Origin of the sequence: Caulobacter segnis (assembly GCF_019931575.1) — a bacterium.
Taxonomy (GTDB): Bacteria; Pseudomonadota; Alphaproteobacteria; order Caulobacterales; family Caulobacteraceae; genus Caulobacter; species Caulobacter segnis_C.
In genome coordinates, this window is the sequence record NZ_CP082923.1 from 3,010,407 (window position 1) to 3,035,946 (window position 25,540).

Annotated in this window: 20 protein-coding genes and 1 pseudogene; 15 read left to right on the top strand and 6 right to left on the bottom strand. The window is 68.3% G+C overall.

Going from position 1 to position 25,540, the window contains the following annotated elements:
* Window positions 1-6 precede the first annotated feature (6 nt).
* Both K8940_RS13790 and K8940_RS13795 read right to left on the bottom strand, forming a co-directional pair.
* Window positions 7-1,116: a pectinesterase family protein gene (locus K8940_RS13790; protein WP_223390529.1), complete on the bottom strand. Its 1,110-nt coding sequence runs from the start codon at window positions 1,114-1,116 to the stop codon at window positions 7-9.
* A gap of 61 nt (window positions 1,117-1,177) precedes the next feature.
* Window positions 1,178-4,129 (bottom strand): TonB-dependent receptor, encoded by a 2,952-nt coding sequence (locus K8940_RS13795; RefSeq protein WP_223390530.1) that lies wholly within the window; start codon window positions 4,127-4,129, stop codon window positions 1,178-1,180.
* Window positions 4,130-4,181: 52 nt separating this feature from the next.
* On the opposite strand from K8940_RS13795, the gene K8940_RS13800 reads away from it, so the two are divergent.
* Both K8940_RS13800 and K8940_RS23950 read left to right on the top strand, forming a co-directional pair.
* Window positions 4,182-4,469: a hypothetical protein gene (locus K8940_RS13800; protein ID WP_223390531.1), complete on the top strand. Its 288-nt coding sequence runs from the start codon at window positions 4,182-4,184 to the stop codon at window positions 4,467-4,469.
* A pseudogene (locus tag K8940_RS23950) lies at window positions 4,435-4,584 on the top strand (DUF6894 family protein); the annotation flags it as partial. The gene K8940_RS13800 and the pseudogene K8940_RS23950, both read left to right, overlap by 35 nt.
* 57 nt (window positions 4,585-4,641) lie before the next feature.
* Here the strand turns inward: K8940_RS23950 and K8940_RS13805 are convergent.
* Window positions 4,642-5,163, bottom strand: a complete 522-nt coding sequence (locus tag K8940_RS13805; RefSeq protein ID WP_223390532.1) for a MarR family winged helix-turn-helix transcriptional regulator — start codon at window positions 5,161-5,163, stop codon at window positions 4,642-4,644.
* 567 nt (window positions 5,164-5,730) lie between these two features.
* Here K8940_RS13805 and K8940_RS23855 point away from each other — a divergent pair.
* From K8940_RS23855 to K8940_RS13870, 13 genes are all read left to right on the top strand, one after another.
* Window positions 5,731-6,354: a lytic transglycosylase domain-containing protein gene (locus K8940_RS23855; protein WP_263285775.1), complete on the top strand. Its 624-nt coding sequence runs from the start codon at window positions 5,731-5,733 to the stop codon at window positions 6,352-6,354.
* Window positions 6,354-6,662: a TrbC/VirB2 family protein gene (locus K8940_RS13815; RefSeq protein WP_223390533.1), complete on the top strand. Its 309-nt coding sequence runs from the start codon at window positions 6,354-6,356 to the stop codon at window positions 6,660-6,662. The genes K8940_RS23855 and K8940_RS13815 overlap by 1 nt, the downstream gene beginning before the upstream one ends.
* A gap of 3 nt (window positions 6,663-6,665) precedes the next feature.
* Complete coding sequence (locus K8940_RS13820; protein ID WP_223390534.1) at window positions 6,666-6,953, top strand: type IV secretion system protein VirB3; 288 nt, start codon at window positions 6,666-6,668, stop codon at window positions 6,951-6,953.
* Window positions 6,932-9,316: a VirB4 family type IV secretion/conjugal transfer ATPase gene (locus K8940_RS13825; RefSeq protein WP_223390535.1), complete on the top strand. Its 2,385-nt coding sequence runs from the start codon at window positions 6,932-6,934 to the stop codon at window positions 9,314-9,316. Before K8940_RS13820 ends, K8940_RS13825 begins: the two co-directional genes overlap by 22 nt.
* Window positions 9,313-10,503 carry a type IV secretion system protein gene (locus tag K8940_RS13830; protein ID WP_223390536.1) on the top strand — a complete coding sequence of 397 codons (1,191 nt, stop codon included), beginning with the start codon at window positions 9,313-9,315 and terminating at the stop codon, window positions 10,501-10,503. The genes K8940_RS13825 and K8940_RS13830 overlap by 4 nt, the downstream gene beginning before the upstream one ends.
* Window positions 10,500-11,258, top strand: a complete 759-nt coding sequence (locus K8940_RS13835) for a TrbG/VirB9 family P-type conjugative transfer protein (protein WP_223390537.1) — start codon at window positions 10,500-10,502, stop codon at window positions 11,256-11,258. The genes K8940_RS13830 and K8940_RS13835 overlap by 4 nt, the downstream gene beginning before the upstream one ends.
* On the top strand, window positions 11,255-12,370 hold the full coding sequence (locus K8940_RS13840) for a TrbI/VirB10 family protein (protein WP_223390538.1): 1,116 nt from the start codon (window positions 11,255-11,257) through the stop codon (window positions 12,368-12,370). Before K8940_RS13835 ends, K8940_RS13840 begins: the two co-directional genes overlap by 4 nt.
* Entirely contained in the window at window positions 12,367-13,365 is a 999-nt protein-coding gene (gene virB11, locus K8940_RS13845) for a P-type DNA transfer ATPase VirB11 (protein WP_223390539.1), read from the top strand. The genes K8940_RS13840 and virB11 overlap by 4 nt, the downstream gene beginning before the upstream one ends.
* Before the next feature lie 79 nt (window positions 13,366-13,444).
* On the top strand, window positions 13,445-15,172 hold the full coding sequence (locus K8940_RS13850; RefSeq protein WP_223390540.1) for a DUF1800 family protein: 1,728 nt from the start codon (window positions 13,445-13,447) through the stop codon (window positions 15,170-15,172).
* A gap of 5 nt (window positions 15,173-15,177) precedes the next feature.
* Window positions 15,178-16,542 carry a DUF1501 domain-containing protein gene (locus tag K8940_RS13855; protein ID WP_223390541.1) on the top strand — a complete coding sequence of 455 codons (1,365 nt, stop codon included), beginning with the start codon at window positions 15,178-15,180 and terminating at the stop codon, window positions 16,540-16,542.
* Window positions 16,543-16,718: 176 nt separating this feature from the next.
* Window positions 16,719-17,663 carry a 5-dehydro-4-deoxyglucarate dehydratase gene (kdgD, locus tag K8940_RS13860; RefSeq protein WP_223390543.1) on the top strand — a complete coding sequence of 315 codons (945 nt, stop codon included), beginning with the start codon at window positions 16,719-16,721 and terminating at the stop codon, window positions 17,661-17,663.
* Window positions 17,664-17,813: 150 nt separating this feature from the next.
* Window positions 17,814-18,722 carry a LysR substrate-binding domain-containing protein gene (locus tag K8940_RS13865; RefSeq protein ID WP_223390544.1) on the top strand — a complete coding sequence of 303 codons (909 nt, stop codon included), beginning with the start codon at window positions 17,814-17,816 and terminating at the stop codon, window positions 18,720-18,722.
* Window positions 18,723-18,784: 62 nt separating this feature from the next.
* Complete coding sequence (locus tag K8940_RS13870; RefSeq protein ID WP_223390545.1) at window positions 18,785-20,365, top strand: carboxylesterase/lipase family protein; 1,581 nt, start codon at window positions 18,785-18,787, stop codon at window positions 20,363-20,365.
* Window positions 20,366-20,487: 122 nt separating this feature from the next.
* On the opposite strand, the gene K8940_RS13875 is transcribed toward K8940_RS13870, so the two are convergent.
* Genes K8940_RS13875 through K8940_RS13885 form a run of 3 tightly spaced genes read right to left on the bottom strand, consistent with a single transcriptional unit; the run spans window position 20,488 to window position 25,196 of the window.
* Window positions 20,488-22,011, bottom strand: coding sequence for a right-handed parallel beta-helix repeat-containing protein (locus K8940_RS13875; RefSeq protein ID WP_223390546.1), 1,524 nt, complete (start codon window positions 22,009-22,011; stop codon window positions 20,488-20,490).
* Window positions 22,012-22,029: 18 nt separating this feature from the next.
* Window positions 22,030-23,874, bottom strand: a complete 1,845-nt coding sequence (locus K8940_RS13880) for a hypothetical protein (protein ID WP_223390547.1) — start codon at window positions 23,872-23,874, stop codon at window positions 22,030-22,032.
* A 5-nt stretch (window positions 23,875-23,879) separates the two neighbouring features.
* Complete coding sequence (locus K8940_RS13885; RefSeq protein WP_223390548.1) at window positions 23,880-25,196, bottom strand: MFS transporter; 1,317 nt, start codon at window positions 25,194-25,196, stop codon at window positions 23,880-23,882.
* Between the last annotated feature and the right edge of the window lie 344 nt (window positions 25,197-25,540).

Genomic DNA, 25,540 nt, shown 5'->3' on the forward strand with positions numbered 1-25,540 from the left:
GTCGCGCTACGGTCTCCAGCCTTTCAGCAGGTTGGAGACCGTATAGGCCTTGGCCTCGCCCGCCGTCAGCTGGCGACGCCGCTTGGACGGCCTGCCTGCCCCGGGACCCCGGCTGGCGTATTCGAAGAGGCGCGCGTCCTCGGGCTGGTACATGGCCCGGCGCCCGCCCTTCAGATTGTAGTGCATCGGATACCAGGCCTCGGGGACGATGTGGTCGTCCATCCAGCACCGGACGAAGGCGGCCTGGCCGACCGCGTCCGGATTGCCATAGCGGCCGTCCGGGAAGGTCATGGTGTGCCGCCAGGGCCGGCCCAGCGCCATCGTGGCCTTGGGCATGTCTCGGTCCCGCGTCAGGCGGCAATCCAGGAACACCAGGCCGTAGGGCTGGCGGCGGTCGGTGTCGGGGGCGGCGATGAAGCCGTGGAAATCCTTGCCCGGACGGGTGCGCGAGCGGATCTCGCAACGGTCGAACACCGCCACGCCCCGGCCGTAGATGAAGTCGACGCAACCGCTGATGAAACAGTTGCGAAACAGGCTGCGGCCGACGTCGGTGAACAGGGTGTCCTGCCAACCGGTCAGGGCCACGTCCTCGAAATAGGCCCGGTCAGAGCCCTCGCCCAGCTTCAGCGCCGTGGCCTGGGCCCCGCTGGCGCCGGTGCGGTCGTAGTCGACCTCGGCCGGCATGTTGTGGGGATAATCGAAGTCGTTGGCGATGGTCAGGCGCTCGGCGCGGAAACCGGGCGCGAGGACAGTCACCGTGGCGATCTCGGGCGGACCGCCTGGCCGGTTGCGGCCGGCGGCGTACTCGTCGAACACGATGACGCTGGTCGCCCTGCCCTCGCCCACCAGATGGACGTTGGGCTTGCGCACCGTCACCTGCTCGCGCCAGGTCCCGGCCGGGACGAGGATGCGGAAGGGACGCTCGCCCGAGGCCGGCGCGGCGTCCAGCGCTTCGGCCAGGGTCGCGTAGCTCTTGGCCGCGCGTGGATCGGGCTTGGCCGACAGGATGGCGTCGAAGCGCCCGGAAAGGGATCGGGGCATGGCCCAGGCCGGCGCGGCGGTCAGGCCCGCCAGCCCGGCCAGCACGACCGAGCGGCGATCAGGAAGTCTGGACATCGAAAAGCCTCCGCCGACAGCGGAAGCGGCGCGGTCCCGAGGAACCGCGCCGCGCCGTGGACTAGAAGGTGTAGCGGAAGCCGGCGAAGAACTCGCGGCCCGTCTCGTGGTAGAACGACACCAGCTGGCTGCTGTCATAGTACTGGTCCTGGACCTCGTTGGTCAGGTTCACGGCCTCGAAGGTGAAGGCCAGGTTCTTGTTCAGGGTGTAGGTCAGCGAGGCGTCGAAATTCAGCGTCGCCTTGGTGCCTTCCACGTCCGAACCGTTGCGGCCCGGAATCTGCGTCAGGTACTTGCTGCGATAGGCGGCCGAGACGCGGCTGCTGATCTTCTTGTTCTCGAAGTAGATCGTAGCGTTGTAGCTGTTCTTCGACAGGTTGGTCAGCGGGCCGACGGCCGCCACCGCGCCCGTCGACGACAGGTAGGTCACCTCCGACGTCACGTGGGTGTAGTTGCCCAGGAAGCCGAACTTGTCGAACGGCGCCGGCAGGAAGGTGAACGGCTGCTGGTAGTTGATCTCGAAGCCCTTCAGCGGACCGCCCGGCGTGTTGACCGAGGTGCTGAACTGCCAGACCGGCAGGCCCGGCGCGCAGCCCGGGGTGCTGCCGCAAGCCGCGACCGCGGCGCTGTCCGGCAGGTTGAAGGGGTTCTTGTCGAAGGTCGACAGCGGCGACGTGTAGCTCTGAACGAAGGTCGAGATGTCCTTGTAGAAATACGCGAACGACAGCAGCGCGCCCGGCTGGAAGTACCATTCGATGGCCGCGTCGGCGGTCTTGGCGCGGTACGGATCCAGGAACGGATTGCCCGAGGTCACGGTCTTGTTGCTGCCCGTGCCGATATTCACGCCGGGCGTCAGCGACCCCAGGTTCGGACGCGACATCACCTTGGCGGCGCCGAAGCGCAGCAGCAGGTCCTCGGTCGGCTCGACGACCACGTTCATGGCCGGCAGGACGTCGGTGTACGAGCGCGTGGCGGTCGTGGCCGAGATCGTCTGGTAGTTCACGCCGCTGACGGTCGAGGGCACCACGCCATAGCCGAGCGCCTTCTGGCGGGTCTTGACGTAGCGGACGCCCAGGTCGCCGCGCACCGGCACGCCGAACGCGTCGAACTTGAAGTCGCCCTGGACGTAGCCCGTCGTGTCCCACTCGTCGATCGAGTAGTTGCTGCCCAGGCTGGGCTCCCGGCCCAGGTTGTAGATGCCGCAACCGGCGGTGAAGCACGAGTTGCCGAACGGGCTGGTCCACACCGTGCCCGGCGTCGTAGTGACCGTCTTGCCGTAGTTGACGTCGTCCATGTGCAGCATGGAAATCGCCTTGCTCAGGTCCGGCGTGATCCACGAGGTCACGTTGCCGGCCGGCAGGCTCAGGCTCGAGAAGTCGATCGTCTGAGCATAGGATGAACGCGGGATGGCCTTCAGCTCGGCCGACGAGATCGGGTTGATATTGGCCGTCGTGCCGTTCGAGCGGGCGAAGGCGGTGCTGTCGGTGCCGTAGGCCTTATACGACAGGCCGCCCTTGAGCTTCAGGTTGTCACTGAAGTCATAGGCGACGTCGAACTGGGCGGTCTTGTAGCTGTTGTCGACGAAGCCCTGGACCATGCGGATCTCGGCCAGGGTCCAGGCGTCGGCGTTGGTGGTGTCGCCGGTGCCGTACTTGATGACCGGATAGGCGTCGCCGCCGCTATAGTCCCAGCTGTAGCCCTGGACATTGTACTGGTCCCACTGGACCGTGTTCTGCACGGGGTTCGAGAAGGTGGACTTCGAGAAGCCCAGCACGCCCTTGACCTTCAGCTTGTCGGTGAACTCGTGCTCGCCCGACAGGGTGAACTGGCGGAACTCGGTCTTCAGCTTGTCGAAGCGCTGTTCGGTCTTCAGGTCGACGTTGTTCAGCGTCGCCTTGGTCATGACCGGGAAGTTCGAGCGCGGCGTGCTGATCGTGTAGTCGATCACGTCCACCTGGTTGATGCCGCACGAGGCCGGCGAGGTCGCCGTACAGGCGCCGGCCGTCTGGGGCGTGAAGGTCTCCAGGAAGTCCTCGTTCCGTTGGCCCTTGAACAAAGCGTACAGGCTGTCGAACGAGACCGTGGTCTTGTCGTCCGGTTGCCATTGCAGCGACCCGGTCATGCCCAGACGGTCCTGCTTGTTGCGATACCAGTCGAAGCGCGGGATGCGCGGGTGAACGGCGCCGTTGGCCTCGGCGCAGGCCGCGGCGTTGGTGGCGCAGGTCACGCCCTTCACGCTGCGGAAGCCCGGCGAAGTGGCCGTGCCGGTCTGCCAGCGCACAGTGCTGGCGCCCTCGTCCAGCAGGTCGCGCTTGGAATAGGCGATCGAGAACAGAGCCCCGATGGTGTCGTCGCGCCAGGTGTTCGAGATCAGGGCGGCCATGCGCGGCGAGGCCTTCTCGGCCTGGTCGTTGTAGCCCATCTTGCCCGACACCGCGAAGTTGAAGCCGCGCTTGTCGAACGGATGGGCGGTGTTCAGGTCGACGGTCGCGCCCAGCGAGCCTTCTTCCGTCTCGGCCGAGGCGGTCTTCTGCACGGTGATGCGGTTGAAGAGGTCCGAAGCGAAAACGTTGAAGTCGAACGAGCGGCTGCGGTTGGTGCCGCCCGAGGCGTCGGTGCCGCCCGAGGTGGTCAGCGCCTCCATGCCGTTGATGCGCACGCGGGTGAACTGGGCGCCCAGGCCGCGCACCGAGATCTGACGGCCTTCGCCGGCGTCACGCGAAATGGCGACGCCCGGAATGCGTTGGATGGATTCCGAGAGGTTCAGGTCCGGGAACTTGGCCATGTCCTCGGCGTAGATCGCGTCGACCGCGGCGGCCGAGGAGCGCTTGACGTTCAGCGCCTGCGCCAGGCTGTTGCGGAAGCCGGTGACCACCACCGCCTCGACGGTGTCGTCGCTGGCCGGCGGCGCGGCCTGCTGGGCGCTGGCGGCGCCGGCGGCCATGACCGAAGCCAGGGCGGCCGCTCCGCAGAGCAGGCGGGCGCGCAGACGTACCTTTTCCGATGAAGTCATTCTTGTTCCCTCCCAGGACGGCGCTCTTATGACACCGGTATCAATTGCTCACATGCTGCGATTGCTTTCCATTTTTTGCAAGTCACTGTTCATGGGGCGTGCTGTCGCAATCATCGGCGAAAGCCGTTGCGACAAGGGGCTCAACGGCAAAAAGCGGAACGAATACGCGGCTCAAGCCGCAATTGGGCTATCGCGCCATGGGCGAAGGCGCGGTCGCTTTTTCAACCCCTCCTTGCCGGAATGCGGCGCCTTTTTGTCCGAGCTGCGTTTCCGAGTCGACGCATTCAGCGTGATCGCAGGGTGTGATGCGCAGGTTTCGGTTCGAGGTCGTCTCGCCTGAACACTTCCCCGATCCGGAAGGCGCGCTGCTGCGCAACCTCGACGAAGCCCGGCGCGAGGCCCTGAGATTGGGCGCAGCCCTCGTCCGCGACTATCCCGAAGCGTTCGCCAAGCCGGGCCCATGGCTGATGACTATTCTGGACGAGGCAGGCCATGTCCTGGCCGAAGTCGACCTAGGGCCGAGGACGCGATCGTCCCTTCACATCGTTGGCGCGCAGCCGCCCCCGCTCCAGTCGGACGATCGCCTTGGGCCTTGGGCCTTCGACAGCGGCCAGCTTTATCTGCGCCAGCGACCGGGCAAGAAGGACCGATAGCGCGTCCAGATCCTGGCGCGAGAACCCCGCGAACACGCTCTCGTGTGTCGGTCCCAGGCTGGCCAAGACCGCTTCCACCAGGACCTTGCCGTCAGGCGTCAGATCGACGACCACCAGGCGGCGATCCTCGGCCGGCGTCCGGCGCTCGACATGGCCGGCGGCGACGAGGCCATCGATGGTGCGGGTCAGGGTGGTCCGGTCGGCGCCGATCGCGGCCGCCAGACCGGTCATCGACGACAGGCCTTCCTTGTAGAGGGCGTCGAGCACCAGCCATTGCCCGAAGACGATCCCGTGTCGGCTCAACCGATCGCCGACCAGCAGGCGGCGGGCCTGTTCGGTTTGGAAGAGCAGTCGGTTCAGGTCGTCGATATCAAGCGGCAAAAGTCGGTTCCGGCGTCTGGACAAGCTTTCAACGCAGAAGCCGGGCTTTCAGATGACGACGTTCCGTCAGTTTCTCAACCAAGTTGCAAGGGCGCCATAAAGGAAGCCCCGCCGCGGTTGAGAAATCGCCGATCAGCCGTGGATGATGCTCCAGCCCACCACCGCGATCACCAGCCAACCCACCAACAGGCTTCCGGCGAAGTTCCGGATCAGCCACTCCCGTGTCTTGTGCAACGCCAACATGCAACACCCCTCAACGCACCTGAACGTACGCTGCCTAGTGATTCTATCCACAGGCAAGCAATCTTGATCCTCGCGAACGAGATGCTCGCAACGCTGTTATGTATTCGATCACACACCAGTCCAAATTAACCATCGATTAAGAATTTAGATAAGTCTGAAATCCGACTTTATCCGAAGCTTAAGCACAGTAATTCCTCGCACTAAACAGTATTTTTGACAATTAAAACAAAATTAAATGCGATAACCTGCCGCATTACACTCAATCGCCGCCCCGGATACCAATTAACCGTGTCGATTTTGGCATGCGAACTTGAGGGGGCGTCAGTGACGTTTGATACCGCCCGCCAGGCCACGCGACTGGCGCTCGTCGCCATCGGCTGCCTGCTGGCGACGCCGGTCGCCGCCCAGGTGCTGGAGATCGGCGCCGATGGCGCGGTGACGCGCTTCGACGGTCCCTCGATCTTCACGCAGGACGGCGCGCGGGCGATCGCCCCCGCCCCGCAACCGCTTCAACGCGACATGGCGCCGGGCGTTGAGGCCGTGCGCCGACAGATCTCGACCACCGCCACCGCCTACGCCCTCGATCCCGGACTGGTCGACGCCGTGGCCTGGCGCGAAAGCCGTTTCCGCCCGCAGGCCCAGTCGACCAAGGGCGCCATCGGGATCATGCAGTTGATGCCCGGCACGGCTCGCGACCTGGGCGTCGATCCTCGGGACCCCGCCCAGAACATCCGCGGCGGGACGATGTATCTGCGACGCATGCTGTCGGAGTTCGGCGGCGACGTCCGCCTGGCCCTGGCCGCCTACAACGCCGGCCCCGCCGCCGTCCGCAAGCACGGCGGCGTGCCGCCCTATGCCGAAACCCAAGCCTACGTGACCTCGATCCTCGGCCGCATGGCCGCGACCGGGTCCGCCCTCGCCGCCCCCGCCCTCGGAGCCTCCCAGTGATGCGTAAGCCCCTTCTGGCCCTCGCGGCCGCCCTCGCCTCCGCCGCCACCCAGGCCCACGCCCAGGCCGTCCAGGCCGATCCACAGGGCTCCAGCGCCTTGCTGGCCGGCGTGACCTGGCTGCAGGGCACCCTGATGGGCAATGTCGCCACCGCCGTGGCGGTCATGGCCGTGGCCGCCGTCGGCTTCTTGATGCTGACCGGCCGCCTGAACTGGCGCTACGGCGCCACGGTCATCCTGGGCTGCTTCATCCTGTTTGGGGCCACGACGATCGTCAGCGGCATCCGCGTCGCCGCCGGAGCCGCCTGAGCCATGGTCGCCCCGCTGGATCGCGACGTGGTGTTCGGCGCCTTGACCCGCCCGCAGATGTTCGCGGGGGTCACCTACAGCTACTTCGTGATCAACGGCGTGGTCACCGCCGAGCTCTTCCTGATCACCAAGTCGTTCTGGGCCATCGCCGCCGCCCTGGTGATCCACGCGATCGGCTACGCGGCCTGCCTGCGCGAACCCCGCATCTTCGATCTCTGGCTGACCAAGGTCAGCCGCTGTCCCCGCGTACCCAATTTCCGAGCCTGGCGATGCAACAGCTACAGCGCCTGAACCCGCGCCCAAAAGCGAGCAAGGAGCAGACGGCCGGCAAGCGCCTGCCCTATGCCCGCCACCTGGACGACGTCACGCTGGAGACGCGCGATGGCCTGCTGATGCAGGTCATCCACCTGGCCGGCCTGCCGTTCGAGACGGCCGACAGCGAGGAGCTGAACTACCGCAAGGCCGTGCGCGACGTGATGCTGCGCGGCCTGGCCTCCTCGCGCTTCGCCATCTACCACCACATCGTCCGCCGCCAGGTCGACGCCACGACGCAAGGCGCCTTCGGCGACCCCTTCAGCGCCCGGCTGGACGCGACCTGGAGCGAGCGCCTCGCCGCCCGCAAGCTCTACGTCAACGACCTGTTCCTGACGATCGTCCGCCGCCCGCTGCAGGGCCATGGCGGCGTCATCGACGGCCTCCTGCGCGCTCTCAAGGGGACCGGCAAGGCCGAGGTCGCCGCCCTCCAGGCCGCCGACCGCCGCGAGCTGGACAGCGCCCGTGACAGCCTGATCTCGGCCCTCGCCCCCTACGGTGCGCGGGTCTTGGGCGCCTATGACGGCGCGGCTGGCCGCTGCTCCGAACCGTTGGAATTTCTGTCCTGCCTCTACAACGGCGAGATGCGGCCGGTGCTGGTCCCGCAGGGCGACGCCGGAGAGTACCTGCCCTATCGCCGCGCCAGTTTCGGCCTGGAGACGCTGGAGCTGTCGCGCGCCGGCGCCCTGGCGCGCGGCTTCGGCGCCATGGTCTCGATCAAGGACTATCCGGCCCAGACCACGCCCGGGATGCTGGACGACCTGCTGCGCCTGCCGTGCGAGATGGTCGTCACCCAGAGCTTCGGGTTCGTCGACCGCCAGCCGACCCTGGAGCGCATGAACCTCGCCTTGCGCCGCATGAAGGCCGCCGACGATGACGGCCTCAGCCTGCGCGCCGACCTGACCCGCGCCAAGGACGACGTCGTCTCGGGCCGCGCCGCCTTCGGCGAGCATCACCTGACCGTGCTGGTGCGCGGCGAGAGCCTCGAAAGCCTCGACCGCTCGACCGCCGAGGCGATGTCGGCCTTCACCGAGATGGGCGCCATAGCGGTGCGCGAGGACATCAATCTGGAGCCCGCCTTCTGGGCCCAGTTCCCGGGCAACTTCAAGGACATCGCCCGGAAAGCTCTGATCTCGACCGCCAACTTCGCCGGCTTCGCCAGCGGCCACAACTTCCCGGTCGGCCAGGCCGAGAACAACCACTGGGGCCACGCCGTGACCCTGCTGGAGACCACCTCGGCCGGCCCCTATCACTTCAATTTCCACAAGGGCGATCTGGGCAACTTCACGGTCATCGGCCCATCGGGCTCGGGCAAGACCGTGGTGCTGAACTTCCTGCTGGCCCAGGCCCGCAAATACAGCCCGCGCATCGTCTTCTTCGACAAGGATCGCGGCGCGGAGATCTTCCTGCGCGCCATCGGCGGCCGCTACGAGACCCTGCGTCCGGGCCAGCCGACCGGCTTCAACCCACTGGCCCTGCCCGACAGCGCCGCCAACCGCCGCTTCCTGACCGAGTGGGTCGCCAGGCTGGTCGCCGTCCCTGGCGAGCCCCTGTCGGCCGACGACGCCGCGCGGATCAAGGACGCCGTCGACGCCAGCTACGACCAGGTCCACGCCCTGCGCCGCCTGCGCTGGTTCGCCGAACTGTTCCGAGGCGCGCGCCGTCCCGACGCCGCCGATCTGGCCGCGCGTCTGGCTCCCTGGCACGGCGCGGGCGAGCACGCCTGGCTGTTCGACAACGAAGCCGACGGCTTGGACCTGGATCAGCCGACCCTGGGCTTCGACATGACCCAGCTGCTGGACGATCCGGTCCTGCGCACCCCGGCCATGATGTACCTGTTCCACCGGGTGGAGCAGCGCCTGGACGGCCATCCGACCCTGATCGTCATCGACGAGGGCTGGAAGGCCCTGGACGACGACGTCTTCGTCGCACGCATCCGCGACTGGGAGAAGACCCTGCGCAAGCGCAACGGCGTGGTCGGCTTCGCCACCCAGAGCGCCCAGGACGCGCTGGAGAGCCGCATCGCCAGCGCCATCATCGAGCAGGCCGCGACCCAGATCTTCATGGCCAACCCCAAGGCGCAGGCGAAGGACTACTGCGAGGGCTTCGGCCTGACCCAGCACGAGTTCGAGCTGGTCAAGACCCTGCCCGACACGTCGCGCTGCTTCCTGATCAAGCACGGAACCGACAGCGTCGTGGCCCGCCTGAACCTGGCCGGCTCGCCCGAGCTGCTGACCGTGCTGTCGGGCCGCGAGACCACCGTCCGCAAGCTGGACGCCCTGCGCGAACAGCTGGGCGACGACCCATCCAGCTGGATGGAGAAGCTGGTGAGGGCCGCATGACTGTCGCTTCCTGCGCGCAACCGCCCGTCGATGCGCCGATGGTCCAGGGCCTGATCGGCTCGGTCGACTGCCGCGTCCACGACCTGGCCACGAGCGGCTACGCGGCCCTGGCCGGTCCCGGCTCGCCGGTGGCCATGCTGCTGACCGGCCTGATGACCCTGTACGTAGTCTTCATCGGCTATCGCCTGCTGCTGGGACGCGGCGGCGTCCGCATCGGCGACGCCACCGTGATGGTCTTGAAGATCGGCCTGGTCGTGGCCCTGGCCACCAACTGGCCGCTGTTCCAGACCCTGGTCTACGACACCCTGACCAAGGGCCCGGCCGAGGTCGCCGCCCTGCTGCTGGGCGGGCTGCAAGGCCAGTCGGTCCACCCATTCGCCGGTCTGCAGGACGCCTTCGACGGCCTGCAGAAGTCCGCGACCCTGATGGCCAGCCGCGCCAGCCCCGGCGCGGCGGCGATGCAGGGCGGTCCCGGCTTCGGCGCCTTCGCGGTCAATGCCGGCGGCATGACCCTGCTGCTGTCGACCCTGGGCGTCCTCCTGGCCTCAAAGGTCGTCCTGGCCATCCTGCTGGTCCTGGCACCGCTCGTCGCCGGCCTGATGCTGTTCGAGGCCACGCGCGGCCTGGTCGAGGGCTGGCTGAAGGCGATGATCGCCCTGGCCCTGACCCCCTTGGTCGCCGTCCTGACGCTATCGCTGGAACTGGCCATGCTGGCCCCAGCGCTGAAGGCCCTGGCCGAGGCGCGCGCGGCCCAGCAGTTCGCCGCCTTCGACATCGCGCCCGCCGTGACGGTGCTGGTCCTGACCCTGGTCTTCGCCCTGGTCATGATCCTGGCGACCATCGCCATCGGCGTCATCGCCGCCGGCCTGCGCCTGCCGCGCGGCCTGGCCAGCGCCGCCTGGAGCGACATCGCCGCTGCGCCGGAAGCCCCGCGCTACGCCGCCTCGCGGGTCGAGCCGCCGAGCCGCGCCGCCGCCGTCGCCGCGGCGGCTGTCGCCCTGGACCGTCGCGAGGCGGCCTCCGCCCCGTCCGACCCGATCGGTCCGCGCCTACTGACCGTGGTCTCGGATCGCGGCGCGACCGCCGCTCAGGCCGCCTACGCGGCTCCGAGCGCTCCGCTCGGCCACAGCTATCGCCGCTCCCCCGCCCCCCGCCGCGCCGCCTCCAGCGCCCGGAGAGACCAGTGACCCGCGCTTACCCCCGCACGCTGCTGGCCGTCTTGGCCTTAACCTCCATCGGGGCGACCGCCCTGGCCGGTCCCGTGCTGGCCGCCGACACGCCCCGGCCCGGCGCCATCGACTCGCGCATCCGCACCGTCGCCTACGACCCCGATCAGGTCGTGCGCCTGACCGGCTATTTCGGCATCCAGACGATGCTGGAGTTCGCGCCCGACGAGCGGATCGAGAACGTCTCGATCGGCGACGCCCTGGGCTGGCAGGTCACGCCGAACAAGAAGGCCAACCTGCTGTTCCTCAAGCCCCTGGACCGCACGGCCGCCACCAACATGACCGTGGTGACCGACCGCCGCCGCTACGTGCTCGAGCTGGTGGTCGCGGGTCCCAAGGCCTCGAGCAAGGACCTGGCCTATGTCGTCCGGTTCCTGGTCCCCGCCCCCGCGCCGATGGTGGTCACGACCGCGCCGCCGCCGGGCGCGCCCGTGGTCCGCAACAGCGCCTATGCGGTCAAGGGCGACGCCGCCATCCAGCCGACCAAGGTTTTCGACGACGGCGCGGCCACCTATTTCGCCTGGCCGGCCCAGGCCGACCTGCCGGCCGTGTTCGTGGTCGGCGCCGACGGCGTCGAGGGCCTGGCCAACGCCGTGGTCCGCGATGGCTATCTGGTCGTCGACCAGTTGGCCCCGCGCTTCGTGCTGCGCTCGGGCAAGGCCAGCCTGACCGTCGTCAACGGCGCCTTCTCCGCCCATCAGGAGGCCGCCCGATGAGCACCTTCGACCCGCGCCAGTCCGCGGATGTGCGGGACGACCTCGCCGCCGCCGACGCCCACGTCCGCCCCGTGGTCGCCCGCGCCCATGCCGGCCTGCCGACGCCCGTGATCATGGCCGGCTTCGGCGTGCTGGGGATCGGCGTCTTCCTGTGGATGGCCGGCCATCGCGCCGACGCCCAGCCGCGTCCGCATGCCCCCGCCAAGGCCGAGGTCGTGGCCACGACTGCCCTGACGCCCCCACCGGCGCCCGCGCCCGTCATCCCCGGCCCGCAGTTCACCGAGAACAACAGCCTGCCGCCGACCCCCGCCCAGGTCGCGGCCATGAGCGCCGAGCCGCTGCCGCCGGTTCCGGCCGTCGACCTGGAACAGCGCCGTCGCGCCCCGACCCTGGTGGTCGATTTCGGCGGCGCGCCCGCCCTGATCAAGGCCAGCGCCGAGACGACGCCGGGCTTGCCGATGAGCAAGACCGCGCCCGCCGACGTGGGCCTGACCCCCGACGAGATGTTCGCTGGCCGCCTGTCGGCCGGCGATAGCGAGCCGGCTCAGGCCACGGCCATGCGCGATCTGGACGCTGTCATCCCGCAGGGCGCGGTGATCCCGGCGGTGATGGAGACGGCGATCAATTCCGACCTGCCGGGCCTGGCCCGGGCCATGGTCACGCGCGACATCAAGAGCTTCGACGGCTCCACCGTGCTGATCCCGCGCGGCAGTCGCGTGATCGGCCAGTACAGGTCGGGCGTGGCCCTGGGCGCCTCTCGGGTCTTCGTCATCTGGACGCGAGTGATCCGCCCTGACGGCGTCTCGATCCAGATCGCCTCGCCGGCCGCCGACCCGTTGGGTCGCGGCGGCCTGGAGGGCAAGGTCGACCGCCACTTCTTCGGCCGCTTCGGCGGCTCGATCCTGATGTCGGTGCTGAACGCCGGCGTCGCCGCCGTCGGCAACGCGCGCTCGACCTCGCAGATCTATATCGGCTCCGCCGCGCAGGCGGCCAACCTGGCCGGCACGGTGATGAAGAGCGACCAGGTCTCGCCGACCATCCAGACCGCCCAAGGCGCGCCGGTGACGATCTTCGTGGCCCGCGATCTGGACTTCTCGGGCGTGCGCCGATGACCGCCCACGCACCGAAGCTCCCCTCTTCAGGACTGGGCGTCTATCTCGAGGCCTATCTCGCGCCCCTGGCCCCTTGGCTGGCCGATCCGGCGGTGACCGACCTTTACGTCAACCGCCCCGGCGAGTTGTGGGTCGAGCGGCTGGGCGGCGCGGCCGAACGCGTCGAGGTCCCCGCCCTGGACGAGACCAACCTTTGGCGGCTGGCCCGGCAGGTCGCGAGCCTGTCCAGCCAGGGCGTGAGCCGCGAGCACCCCCTGCTGTCCGCCGTATTGCCCGACGGCGCACGGGTGCAGGTCGTGGCTCCGCCGGCGACGCGCGAAGGCCTGGCCATGGCGATCCGCAAGCACGTCGTCAGCGACCTCAGCCTCACCGACTACGCCTCGACCGGCGCCTTCGCCCAAGCCCTGGCCCCGAAGACCAATTCCGACGCCATCCTGCGCGCCTTCCTGGACGCCGGCGACGTCCGCAATTTCCTGGCTGCGGCCGTGCGGGCGGGCAAGAACATCGTGGTCAGCGGCGGCACCTCGACCGGCAAGACCACCTTCCTCAACGCCCTGCTGAAGGAAGTCCCTCTCGACCAGCGCCTGGTGCTGATCGAGGACGCGCCGGAAATCCGCCTGGTCCATCCGAACGCCATCGGCCTGGTGGCCACGCGCGGCGACCAAGGCGAAGCCCGGGTCACGGCCGAGGACCTGCTGCAGGCCTCGCTGCGCCTGCGCCCTGACCGCATCATCCTGGGCGAGCTGCGCGGGGCCGAGGCCTTCTCGTTCCTGCGCGCGGTGTCCAGCGGCCACCCCGGCTCGATGACCACCGTGCATGCCGACGACCCGGCCGGCGCGGTCGACCAGCTGGCGCTGATGGCCCTGCAGGCGGGCGCCAACCTGCGCCGCACCGACGTCGTCGACCACGTCCGACGCGTCGTCGACATCTTCGTCCAACTCCATCGCCAAAACGGCGTCAGAGCGGTTCGGGAGGTCGTCTTCCAGGACCGATAAACCCTCGTTCAACCTCACTCTTTTCCTGGCTTTCCAGCTTCAGGCGCATCGGCTCACACGGCGCGTCAGGGATCTCGTCATGCGTAAACAGTACCTCGGTTCGGTGGCGGCGCTGGGCCTCACCCTCTTCCTCTCCGCCTGCGGCGGAGATTCCAGCGGCGGCGGCCCAGGCGGCGGCGCAAGCAGCGCTTCGGCCAGCCCGGCCTTGCCCGACGCCATCGGCGTGGCGCCCACCGGCGACATCCTGCCGGACGAGGCCGCGCGCTTCGCCAAGCAGGCCAGCTTCGGCCCAACGCCGGAGTTGATCGCCGCCATCGTCGCCAAGAAGTCGGTCGCCGCCTGGATAGACGAGCAACTCACCTTGTCGTCCAGCACCTATGCCGACCTGGCCAGCAAGCCCGTGCCGAGCACCTTCTGCACGGCTCAGTTCGCCTCCGGCACGGTCGACCTGACCAACTGCAACCGCGAGAACTTCTCGGCCACGCCGATGCAGATGCGGTTCTACGCCAACGCCATCGGCAAGGACGATCAACTGCGCCAACGCGTGGGCTTCGCCCTGTCCCAGATCGTCGTGGCCTCGGCCGTCGATGTCGGCAACACCGCCGGCCTGGCGACCTTCGACCAGATCCTGCTGGGCAACGCCTTCGGCAACTATCGCGACATCCTCAAGGCCGTCAGTCTGAACCCGTACATGGGCGACTACCTGGACATGGCCGACTCCAACAAGAGCCAGCCCAACGAGAACTACGCCCGCGAGCTGATGCAGCTGTTCTCGGTCGGCACCGTGCTCCTGAACCCCGATGGCACGCCGCAGACCGACAACACCGGCGCCCCCATCGCCACCTACAGTAATACCGACGTCAAGGAGGTGGCCCGCGCCCTGACCGGCTGGACCTACGCCCGTCTGGACAACGCGGCGCTGACCGACAACAGCAAGCGTGACTGGACCAAGCCGATGGTGGTCTACGCCACGCGCTTCGACACCGGCGCGAAGACCTTCCTGGGCAAGACCATCGCGGCCAACGCCACCCAGGAAGCCAATGTCGACGGCGTCGTCGACGCGGTGTTCAACCACCCCAACACCGCGCCCTACATCAGCAAGCGCCTGATCCAGCAACTGACCCTGGCCAACCCGACGCCGGCCTATGTCGAGCGCGTGGCGGGGGTGTTCGCCAACAACGGTTCGGGCGTGCGCGGCGACCTGAAGGCCGTCGTCCGCGCCATCTACCTGGACAGCGAGGCGCGCACCGTCTCGCAACTGCCGGGCAAGGTGAAGGAGCCAGTGTTGCTGGCGACCTCGCTGGCGCGCGCCATCGGCTTCACGACGGACGGCTACGCCTTCACGACCCGGGACGCCGGCATGGGCCAGGCGCCGTTCCGCGCTCCGTCGGTGTTCAACTTCTATCCCTATGATTTCCCCCTGCCCCAGGGCGCCGGCATGATCAGCCCGGTCAGCAAGCTGATGACCACCTCGACCACCATCAGCCGCCACAACTTCCTCTACGACTGGACCGTCGGCGGCGACGCGACGCGCGGGGAATTCCAGAAGCAGGCGGCGATCACCTACTCGACCGGCGCGGTTCCGAACTGGGGCTCGTGGGAAGCCTACGGGACCGATGACGGCAAGATCGTCGACCGGATCAACCTCGTGCTGCTGAACGGGACGATGACCAAGGCTCAACGCCAGTCGGTGCTGAGCGCCATGGCCGCGATCAAGAACAGCAACGCCGCCCTGCAGACCCGCAAGCGCGCCCAGGCGGCGCTCTACATCGTCGCCTCCTCTCCCCTCTTCCAAGTCGATCGGTAAGCGTGATGACCGTCTCTCGTCGTGAACTCCTGCGCCTGACCGCCGGTGGCTCGGCCGTCGCGGCCCTCGGGCAGCTCGGCCTCTCCAGCGCCCTAGCGGCCGACAGTGGCTCGTACCGCGCCATGGTCGGCGTCTTCCTGTTCGGCGGCAACGACGCCTGGAACATGGTCGCCCCTACCGACAGCCGCTACGCCGACTACGCCAAGCAGCGCGGCTCGGGGATCGCCCTGGCCCAATCCAGCCTGGTCCCGCTGACCGGCACGGCCTTCGGGCTGCACGCCGCCATGGCCCCGCTGAAGACCGCCTGGGACGAGGGCGCGCTGGGCGTCGTGCTGAACACCGGCACCCTGTTCGCCCCACTGACCAAGGCGCTCTACACCAGCCGCCCCGACCTGCGCCCGGTGAACCTGATGTCCCACGAGGACCAGCAGAACCAGTGGCAGGGCATGCGCACCCGCGCGACCAACCGCGACGGTTTCATGGGGCGGATCAACGACCGGGCCCAGGCCGCTTCACTGCCGCCGCTGATCTCGATCGCCGGCTCCAACCTCTGCCTGATCGGCGACCGCACCGCGCCGCTGATCCTGCCGTCCTCGGGCTCGATCGTCCGCAACGGCTATAACGCGGCGACCACCGACGCGGCGGTAAAGGCCCGCCAGGCCGCCCTCGACGTCTTCGCCGACGCCTCGTCCTATGGCGCGATCACCGATCTGACCGGCAAGGGCATGAGCAGCGCCTACGCCCAGGCCGTGGCCGCCAACACCATCGTCAGCGCCACCACCTCGGCGGTGGACAAGTACTTCGTCCACCCAACCACCGGCGCGGCCCTGACCTCGGACATCTCCCGCCAACTGCTGCGGGCGGCGCGAATGATCGAGGCGCGCGGCTCGCTGGGCCACGCCAAGCAGACTTTCTTCGTCAGCCAAGGCGGCTACGACACCCACACCAACGAGCTGAACGCCCACAACAACCTCTACGCCGACCTCGCCAACGCCCTGGCCGGCTTCTACAACGCCATGAAGGCGCTCAGCCTGCAGGACAACGTCACCGCCTTCACCATGTCGGACTTCGGCCGGGTGTTCAAAGGCAACGCCAGCGGCGGCAGCGACCATGCCTGGGGCTCCAATCACCTGGTGCTGGGCGGGGCCCTGGCCAATGGCAAGGTCCATGGCCGCTATCCGGACATGACCTTCGGCGGTCCCGAGGACGCCTCCAACGATGGCCGCTGGATCCCCTCCATCGCCACCGAGGAATATGTCGGCGCCATCGCTCAGTGGTACGGCGTCAGCGCAACAGACCTGCCTTACGTCTTCCCCAACTGGGCCAGTTGGAACGGCGGCGGACGCGGACCCGTGCCGCTGTTCGGGTAGGAACCAAGGCGCCGGCCGCGAACAAAGGCCGGCGCCCGTCCTCGCATCAAGCCAAATTCTGTATCGGTCCATAGCGCCTTTGGCTTAGACCGCGCCCCAAGCCCTCTCTACCGTGACGATCAACAAGCGGCCTCCCGGAAAGACCCGAGACGAGGCCGCCGCTCGGAGAGGACTTCATGAGCCGTATGTCGCCGACGGAAATGGCCCGCCAGCTCGGCGGCGGCCTGCTGTCGTTTCCCGTCACCCATTTCGATGCCGATCACCAGTTCCTGGAAGCGCCCTACCGCGAGCATTGCGGCTGGATGCTGGAACGGGACCTGGCCGGTCTGTTCGCCGCCGGCGGCACGGGCGAGTTCTTCTCGCTGCGTCCCGAGGAAGTCGGTCGGGTGGTCCGCGCCGCGGTCGCGCAGACCGCCGGCAAGATCCCGGTCATCGCCGGCTGCGGCTATGGCACGGCCATCGCCACCGACCTGGCCAAGGACGCCGAGGCGGCCGGCGCGGACGGCGTGCTGCTGCTGCCGCCCTACCTGACCAACGCCACGCAAGAGGGCCTGCTGGGCCACATCGAGGCGGTCTGCAAGTCCACCAAGCTGGGCGTCATCGTCTACAATCGCGACAACGCCATCATCAACGAGGACACCCTCGAGAAGCTGTGCGAGCGCAATCCGAACCTGGTGGGCTTCAAGGACGGCGTCGGCGACCTGGAGCTGATGATGCGGGTCTATGCCCGCATGGGCGACCGCCTGACCTATATCGGCGGCCTGCCGACGGCCGAGACCTTCGCCCTGCCCTATCTGGAGATGGGCGTGACGACCTATTCGTCGGCCATCTTCAACTTCCTGCCGGAATGGGCCCTGGACTTCTACAAGGCCGTCCGCGCTCGCGACCGCGACACCGTGATGGCCGGCCTGCGCGACTTCGTGCTGCCCTACATCGCCCTGCGCAACAAGGGTAAGGGCTACGCGGTGTCGATCGTGAAGGCCGGCATGAAGGCCATCGGTCGCGACGCCGGTCCGGTGCGGCTGCCGCTGACCGAGCTGACCCCGGCCGAGTTCGGCGAATTGCAGGGTCTGATCGCCCGCGTCCACGCCGGCGACCAGCGCCGCGCCGCCAACGCCTAGCGATCGAGGGTCGATGCTCACGACGCATCGACCCTTTCCCCGCTCCAGATGAACGCGTTCACGCCCCTCCCCGGGAAGAAGACGTTGGCGATCGGACCGAACGAGCGTCTAGCTTCACGCCTCCAGGGTGTTGTCGACGGGCGCTTTCCGATGTTCGAACTGAGCCAGCTGCGCTGCTTCGTGGCCACGGCCGAGGAACTGCATTTCGGGCGCGCCGCCCAGCGGCTGAACATGACCCAGCCGCCGCTGAGCCGACAGGTCCAGCTTCTGGAGCGGATCCTGGGCGTCACCCTGCTGGACCGCACCAGCCGCTCGGTGCGCCTGACCCCCGCCGGCCGCGCCTTTCTGCTGGAGGCTCGCCGCATCCTGCGCCTGGCCGAAAGCGCGGCCCTGGCCACCCGCCGCATCGCGAGCGGCGAGGCCGGCCAGATCGCCATCGGCTTCACCGCCGCCTCGGGCTACAACTTCCTGCCGCAGCTGGTGATCCTGTCCAAGGCTCGCCTGCCCAACGCCGACCTGACCCTGCGCGAGATGGTCACCCGCGAGCAGGTCGAGGCCCTGCTGACCGGCCGCATCGACATCGGCCTGGTCCGCCCGCCGATGGAACGGGTCGAGTTCGCCACCGCCCGCGTGCTGTCCGAGCCGCTGGTCGCGGCCCTGCCCACCGGCGACGCGCGCCTGGCCAAGGCCTCACTGACCCTGGCCGATTTCGACGCCGCGCCGCTGATCATGTATTCGCCCGAGGGCGCGGGCTATTTCTACAACATGCTGACGACCCTGTTCGACGCCAACGGCGTGGCCCCGAACTACGTCCAGCACGTCACCCAGATCCATTCGATGCTGGCCCTGGTCCATGCCGGCCTGGGCGCGGCGATCGTGCCCGAGGCGGCCATGAGCCTGCACTTCGACGACGTGCAGTTCCGCCCCGTGGCGACCACGCCCGACCGGCCGGTCGAGCTCTACATGGCCTGGCGCAAGGACAACGAGAGCCCGATCCTGCAGACCTTCATCGACCTTTGCCTGGCCGAGGCCTCGCCGACGGAGCCGGGCGCGCGCTGACGCACGCCATCTCTCCCTCGGTGGATCCCGGCCCAACGACGACAAGACTTGGGAGAGACAAGATGCCCCTCGATCGCCGCGCCGTGCTGGCGGGAACCCTGGCGGCGGCCGCCGCCCCCCTCGCCATTGGGCCTCGCGTGAACGCCGCCGGCCGCGCCGCCCCGGTCGCGACCACCACGGCCGGCCGGGTGCGCGGCGCCGAGGTCGAGGGGATCAAGGTGTTCAAGGGCGTCCGCTACGGCGCCGACACCGCCTCGCGCCGCTTCCAGCCGGCGCAGGCCGCCCAGCCCTGGAAGGGGATCGCCGACGCCCTCGCCTACGGCTCGGCCAGCCCGCAGAGCAAGATCGACGAAGGGGCCAGCGAGGACTGTCTGTTCCTGAACGTCTGGACGCCGGGTCTGGCCGACGGGAAGAAGCGGCCGGTGATGTTCTACGTCCACGGCGGCGCCCACGCGAACGGCTCGGGCTCCAGCCCGCTCTATGACGGGACCTGGCTGGCCAAGACCTATGACGTGGTGGTGGTGACGGTGAACCACCGCCTGAACTGCTTCGGCTACGCCTTCCTGGCGCGGCTGGGCGGGCCGGAGCTGGCCGACAGCGGCAATGTCGGCAATCTCGACCTGATCCTGGCGCTGGAATGGGTGCGCGACAACATCGCCGCGTTCGGCGGAGACCCCGGCAACGTCATGACCTTCGGCCAGTCGGGCGGCGGGGCCAAGTGCGTCACCCTGATGGCCATGCCGCGCGCGGCGGGCCTCTACCACAAGGTCGCGACGATGAGCGGCCAGCACGTCACCGCCATGGGCCCGATCCACGCCACGATCCGCGCCCGCGCCTTCATGGAGAAGCTGGGCCTCAAGCCCGACCAGACCGAGGCCCTGAAAACCCTGCCCGCCGCCCAGCTGGTCGAGGCGCTGAGGATGCGCGATCCCCTGGAGCGCAAGGGCGGCATCGTCTTCTGGTCGGTCGTCGACCACGGCGTGCTGACGCGCCACCCGTTCTATCCGGACGCCCCGCGCGAAAGCGGCCATATCCCGATGATCATCGGCAACACCCACGACGAGACCAAGGCCTTCCTGGGCGGCGATCCCAAGAACTTCGCCCTGACCTGGGAGGAGCTGCCGGGCCGGATGGAGAACGAGCTGGTCCTCGACGTCGCCCCCGAGCACATCATCGCCCGCTATCGTCAGCTCTATCCAAACTACAGCCCCTCGGACGTGTTCTTCGCCGCCACTACGGCCGGCCGCTCGTGGCCCGGCCACCTGATCCAGGCCGAACGGCGGGCGCAGATCGACGCGCCGGCCTGGATGTACCAGTTGGACTTCGGCGCCCAGACCGATCCGAAGATGGGCGCCTATCACAGCTACGACATCGCCCTGGTGTTCGGCACGCTGGGGGCCAAGGGCTCGATGACCGGCACGGGGCCAGCGGCCCAGAAAGTCCGAGATCAAATGAGCGCGGCCTTCGTCAGCTTCGCGCGCACGGGCGACCCGAACTGCGCGGCGATCCCGGCCTGGGAGAAATACACCCTGCCCCGCCGTCCGACCTTGGTGGTCAACGAAACGTCGGCGATGATCGACGACCCGCGCAAGGAGGAGCGCGAGCTGTTCGCCGTGGCTCCCTTCATGAAGGAAGGGACCTGATCCTATTGCGCTCATCCCCGCGAAAGCGGGGACCCAAGCGGGCTTTCAGGATGTGGCGTGAGCGGGGAGCAATCCGCTGCCTCTGCTTGGGTCCCCGCCTTCGGGGATGAGCGATTGTGGGGTTATCGCCCCAACGCCAAAGCTTGGGAGAACGCCGAGCTCGCCCCCGCCGCCGAGGTGGTCGTGGCGGTGATGGCCGAGCCCGCCGCCGCGCCCTCCACCTCGCCCGCGAAGGCGGCCTTGCCGCCGGCGTCCGTCACCGCCTGGATCGCGCCCAGATAGCGCTCGCCCTCGGCGGTCCCGGCCTTGCCGGCGAAGAGTTCGACGGTGACCAACGACTCCGGCGGGCCTGCCAGTACGCCCTTCACGGCCAGCTTGCCGCCACTCGCGCGGACCGAGGCCAGGCTGGGCGGCAGCAGGCCGAACTGCGGCGTCGCGTGGCAATTGGCCGGGTCGCCCTGCCCCGTGCAGGCCACCGCCGCCCCGGCCTTGTCGAACACCACGCCCATGCCGCGTGAACCGACGAAGCTGGCGTGCTCCAGGCCCGGCGGACCGACGACGATACCGCCCCGGACCATCTTGGGATCACACGAGCCGCCGGCCGAGCATCGCATAATCGGCAGGCCGTTGCCGGCGATGGTGTTCTGGCTGATCCGGTTGGCGGCGACCTTGGCCTCGGGCCGCACGGCGACGCCGATCCCGTTGCCGCGGATGTCGTTACCCTCGACCATATTGGCCGCGCCGGTCAGGCTGATCCCGAAGGCGTTGCCCTCGAAGGTGTTGGCGCTGATGTAGTTACGCGCGCCCCAGTTGGATTGCAGGCCGTCGGAATAGCGCACGAAGCGGTTGCGCACGACGGTGTTGTCGTTGCCCCACAGGATCTCGATGCCCTGCGAGGGCTCGAGATTGTCGACCCCGCCGTCGAAGACGTTGTCGGCGATCAGGTTGAAGGCCGCGCCGCGCGTCAGCTCAAGGCCGTCGCCGTTCTCGAGGAAGGTGTTGCGCAGCACCTTGTTGTCCAGCGTGGTGTGCGAGGTCGAGCCGCCCTTGCCGTCGTCGCCGCTGAGCATGACGCCCGCACCGCCGATGTTACGGACGATGCGATTGTCGACGACCACCGCATTCGAGGTGCGCAGGATCAGCACGCCGATGCAGAAGTTTCGGATCTCCAGGCCGCGCAGCGTCACGCCCTTGGTGTCGACCAGGGCGAAGCCCGGATTGCTGGCGGTGCGGACATTGGCGCCGTACTGGCCCTGGACCATGCCCGGGCAGGACTTCAGGTCGCGTGGCAGATAGCTCGAACCGTCGACGACGTTATGGCCGCCCGAGCGGGCGAAGGCGCGGCCCTCGATCGAGACCGGGCCCTTGATCGGCGGCAGGGCCGACCTCAGCACAATGGTCGGGACCGCGATCTCGATGCGGTAGCGGCCGGGCTCGGCGTTGCTCGTGATCACCGCCCAGCGCAGCGAGCCCTGCGCCTCGTCGTCGGCCTCGCGATCGACCAGCAGCAGCGTCGTCTCGGCGCCGGTCGTCGCCGGACCACCGGCGGCGACCGCCGCGATCGGCTTGGGATCAGCGGTCTGGGCCAGGGCCGGAGCGGCCGCCAGCGCCATCAGCATCGCCCAACGGGAAGCCGAGCCGATCATCGATCCCTCCTTGAAGACTTAAGCCCGCTCCCAGGGGAAGCTCAGGGTCGGGGCGTTGGTATAGCGCTTCATCCTCAGCGTCAGCCGCGCGCCGGCGCCGGGAGCCAGACGCAGCGTGAATGCCGAGGACTCGACCACCGTCGGAGCCCCCTCACCCACCGCGGCGCTCAGGATCTGGTGCTCGGCATAGGCGCCGCCCTGCACCGTCACGGTGCGCGCTACGACCTGGTTGGTGTTGATCAAGGTGACGACCGTCTCGTCCTCGCCGAGCTTTTCGACCAGGGCCGAGACGTCCGGCGGAATGCCGGCGCGGCGGCGCTCGGGATCGAACCAACGCAGGCGGGCGTAGTGCAGCGCCCCGCCCTGGGCCGGCGACGTCCCCGACCACGGCGGCCGGGCGATCTGGATGCCGCCCTCCATCAGGTGGATCAGGGCCGTGACGCTGGCCGGATTGATGTCCAGCGTCGCGTCGGCCAGGCGGGTGTCGGGCGAGGTCGTGTCATCGCGCTGGGCCTGGGCGCGCGCGCGGACCCGCTCCAGGTCGGTCCGCAGGGCCTTGACCGGATAGCCGGCGTCCTTGCCCTCCAGATAAGACACCCAGGGATGGTCGGCCGCGCGGGCCCGATCGCTGGCCTTCTGCGACATGTACCAGATCTCGAGGCCGTTCAGCCGATACTCGCCGGGCGCATAGCCGTACCAGCCCTTGGGGCCGTACATGCGCGGCGTCATCAGCTTGCCGTCGACGGTCTTCTTCTGGGCGTTGATCACGTCGTTCTGGCGACGCCAGACGTCCAGATACTTGTCGTCGCCGGTCAGCAGGTAGGCGTTGAGGAAGCCGACCACGGCGCGCGGCACGCGGTTGCGATCCTCGCGCTTGCCGGTCTGCGGCACCACGGGGGAAAAGCCCCAGCCATAGGTCCCGCTCCACCACTGGCCCTTAGGCCCGCCGATCTTGCCGTCCAGGCCGATCTTGCTGGGCAGGACGTCGCCATTGGCCTTGGCCCGCTCGATCCAGGCGTCGACGTAGCTGACGATCCAGTCGCGGTACTTCGGCTCATGGTCCAGCATGTAGGCGTTCAAGACGAGGCTCGTGGCCTGCAGGTTCAGAGGCGCGTCACCGACCACGTCGCCATATTCGTCGTAGTGGTGCAGCGTCTCCTCGTAGGTGCTCTCGCCGTGCTCCATGAAGAAGTTCGTCGGGTCGAACCGGTCGCCGGCCCAGTCCAGCGGCGTGGCCTGCCGCAGCATCGGTCCCTTGCTGCCGGTGATCATGCTGCGGATGATCTTCAGCTTGGGATCGTAGTTCGGGACCGCCTTGTCCTCGCCGGTATAGAAGCCCGAGAAGCGCTTCACCCGGTCGCGGTAGCGCGGGTCGTTCGGGTCCGACAGGCCCAGCAGGTTGAACACCGACAACCCTTCGGACAGGTGCTGCCAGTCGGTCATGACCGGGAACTCGCGGAAGTACATGCCCTCGCGGGCGAAGGGCACTTCCCTGGTCTTGGCCGCCGTGTACTGGGCGACATTGCCCTCGAAGGCCTTCTTGGCCATGGCCAGGACCTGGTCGCCCGCGCCCAGCGCATGCAGGGTCGGCCAGTCGTTGACGTTCTCGATGGCGTCGTCGGGACCGTCATTGGCGCCCCAGCGCTCGACCGCCCGCAGCCAGCCGCGCTCGTCGAAATAACGGGCGAAGAAGGCCGCGCAGGCCTCCTCGTTGGCCTTCAGCAGTTCGCGCTGCAACAGCGCCCACTCGGGTGGGGCCATCGGCGTCGAGACCGTCAGGATCGGAGCCGCCAGGGCCGGGCGCGCCAGGGCGGCGAAGACCAGGGCCGAGGCGCCGGCCAGGACGGAACGTCGGGTCGTCATGTCGCTCAGGCCGCCTTCAGTTCCAGACGCTGGATTTTCCCGACGATCAGGAAGTAGGCCAGGATGGTGATCACGCAGTGCGCGCCGACGAAGATCAGGGCGCCGTCGAACGACCCGGTCGCCTTGACGATGTAGCCGATGACGATCGGGGTCACGATCCCCGCCACGTTGCCGAAGGTGTTGAAGACCCCGCCGGTGACGCCGGCCATCTCCTTGGGCGAGGTGTCGGACACCACCGCCCAGCCCAGCGACGCCACGCCCTTGCCGAAGAACGCCAGGGCCATGACCACCACGACCAGCCACTCCTGCTCGATCCACACGCAGGCGATGATGCAGGTGGCCAGGATCATGCCCAGCAGCAGCGGCGTCTTGCGGGCGATGTCCAGCGAGCCGGTGCGCTTGAGCAGCGCGTCCGAGATCACGCCGCCGAACACCCCGCCGACGAAGCCGGCCAGGGCCGGCGCGGCGGCCGTGAAGCCGGCCTCCATGATCGACATGCCCCGCGCCTTGACCAGGTAGATCGGGAACCAGGTGACGAAGAAGTAGGTCAGCACGTTGATGCAGTACTGGCCCAGATAGACGCCTAGCAGCATGCGGCTGGACAGCACCTGCTTGATGTTGGGCCAGGTGAAGGCCGCGCCGTTGCTGGCCGAGGCCTCTTCCATCCGCACCAGGCCGCCGCCGGCCTCGATATGGTCGAACTCGGCCTTGTTGATCCAGGGATGGACGGTGGGGCTGTGGATCAGCTTGGCGAAGAAGATCGCCGCCACGACGCCGACCGCGCCCATCACGAAGAACACCGAGCGCCAGCCGAACACGTGGGCCAGCCAGCCCATCAGCGGCGCGAAGGCGACCAGCGAGAAGTACTGGGCCGAGTTGAAGATCGCCGAGGCCGTGCCGCGCTCCGAGCCGGGAAACCAGGCCGCCACGATACGGGCGTTGGCCGGGAACGACGGCGACTCTCCCAGGCCCACGGCGAAGCGCATGGCGAACAGCACGGTCGCCGCCATCAGGCCGGTGAAGAAGCCGGCGAAGCCCTGCAGCGCCGTGAACAGCGACCAGACGACCAGCGAGATCACGTAGATCTTCTTGGAGCCGAAGCGATCCAGCAGCGCCCCGCCGGGGATCTGGCCCAGGACATAGGCCCAGGCGAAGGCCGACAGGATGTAGCCCATGGCCACCGGGTCGAGGCCCAGCTCCTTCGACGCCGACTGGCCGGCGATCGAGAAGGTCGCGCGGTCGGCGTAGTTGATCGTGGTGATGATGAAGAGGACCGTGATGATCAGCCAGCGCACCCGCGTTCGCTTGGTGGTGTCGGTCATACGTGTCTCTTCCCTGTTCGAGAGCCGATCTGTCGTCGGCGTCCATCGAGGCGACGCTAGAGGCGCCCGCGGGGAAGGTCTAAGTCAATTCTCCTATCGACCAATCCACGAGAGACATGGATCGAGGCGGTTTCCGTATCGAAACCCAGTCCGGGGGCGCCGATAGACAGCGCTATTTCAGGAAAAACCCAATGAAAATGGTCTTTTCCGCGCGTTTACACCCTTGATCCGTGCCGAAAGCGCATAGGTTCATACCCGATTGGGATTGGCCCTCGACGAAAACCCGCTCCTATCTTGAAGCCAACGAAGAAGGTGGTTCGACCACCTTCGGCACGAAAGAGACC